This is a genomic window from Pedobacter sp. GW460-11-11-14-TSB4, assembly GCF_059423705.1.
Genome location: NZ_JBWKYI010000066.1, coordinates 1 through 1,964, shown reverse-complemented (window position 1 = coordinate 1,964; position 1,964 = coordinate 1). Strand labels below are relative to the sequence as shown.

The 1,964-nt window shown below is 45.9% G+C and carries 1 protein-coding gene; it reads left to right on the top strand.

Annotated features, from left to right (window positions below; genetic code table 11):
* On the top strand, window positions 1-1,964 hold a 1,964-nt coding region (locus tag AC07YT_RS25035), incomplete at both ends, for a beta strand repeat-containing protein (RefSeq protein WP_494945584.1).

Below are 1,964 nucleotides of genomic sequence, written 5' to 3'. Positions count from 1 at the left end.
GATAGCAATGGTAAAGTAACACTCGATCCGGCAACAGGAGCAGTGAGTGTGGCAGCCAATACCCCAGCTGGTGTTTATACCTTAACTTATACGATCACCGATAAACTGGATGCTTCGAAAACTTCGACAGCAACGGTAAAAGTAACTGTGGCTTCAGGTGCTTTATTGGCGAAAGATGATGCAGGTACTTCAAATTCGGTAACCGGCGGAACAGCGGTAGCCAATGTTTTGGTAAACGATACTTACAACGGAACAACGACAGCTCCAACTTTAAACGATGTCACCATTACCAACGGTACCAACGATAGCAATGGTAAAGTAACACTCGATCCGGCTACAGGCGCAGTAAGTGTGGCAGCCAATACCCCGGCTGGTGTTTACACATTAACTTATACGATCACCGATAAACTGGATGCTTCGAAAACTTCTACTGCAACGGTAAAAGTAACCGTAGCTTCAGGCGTTATATTGGCGAAAGATGATGCAGGAACAGCTAACTCGGTAACAGGCGGAACAGCGGTTGCGAATGTTTTGACAAACGATACTTACAACGGAACAACCACAGCTCCAACTTTGGCTGATGTCACCATTACCAACGGTACAAACGATAGCAATGGTAAAATAACACTCGATCCGGCAACAGGAGCAGTTAGTGTGGCAGCCAATACCCCAGCCGGCGTTTACACTTTAACTTATACCATTACTGATAAACTGGATGCTTCGAAAACTTCTACCGCAACGGTAAAAGTAACCGTGGCTTCAGGCGCGTTATTGGCGAAGGATGATGCAGGTACTTCAAACTCGGTAACAGGTGGAACGGCAGTTGCGAATGTCTTGACAAACGATACTTACAACGGAACTTCAACCGCACCAACTTTGGCTGATGTCACCATTACGAACGGTACAAATGATAGCAACGGTAAAGTAACGCTCGATCCGGCAACAGGTGCGATAAGTGTTGGCGCGAATACCCCGGCTGGTGTTTACACCTTGACTTATACGATCACCGATAAACTGGATGCTTCGAAAACGTCTACTGCTACGGTTAAGGTTACTGTTTCTTCTGGCGCATTGTTGGCGAAAGATGATGCAGGAACAGCTAATTCGGTAACCGGTGGAACAGCGGTAGCCAATGTTTTGACAAACGATACTTATAACGGAACGACAACCGCTCCGACTTTAAACGACGTCACCATTACCAACGGTACGAATGATAGCAACGGTAAAGTAACACTCGATCCGTCAACGGGAGCGGTAAGTGTGGCTGCGAATACCCCAGCTGGAATTTACACCTTAACTTATACGATCACCGATAAACTGGATGCTTCTAAAACTTCTACTGCGACGGTAAAAGTAACTGTGGCTTCAGGCGCATTATTGGCGAAAGATGATGCAGGAACTGCTAATTCGGTAACAGGTGGAACAGCGGTAGCCAATGTTTTAACAAACGATACTTACAATGGAACGGCAACCGCTCCAACTTTAAATGATGTGACCATTACCAACGGTACCAACGATAGCAATGGTAAAGTAACACTCGATCCAGCAACAGGAGTAGTAAGTGTGGCCGCGAATACACCGGCTGGTGTTTATACTTTGACTTATACCATTACTGATAAACTGGATGCTTCGAAAACTTCTACCGCAACGGTTAAGGTTACTGTTTCATCTGGCGCATTATTGGCGAAAGATGATGCAGGTACTGCTAACTCGGTAACCGGCGGAACAGCGGTTGCGAATGTTTTGACAAACGATACCTACAATGGAACAACGACAGCTCCAACTTTAAGCGATGTCACCATCACCAACGGTACAAATGATAGCAATGGTAAAGTAAGCCTTGATCCGGCAACAGGAGCAGTGAGTGTGGCAGCCAATACATCTGCTGGCGTTTATACGTTGATTTATACGATCACCGATAAACTGGATGCTTCGAAAACTTCTACCGCAACGGTGAAAGTAAC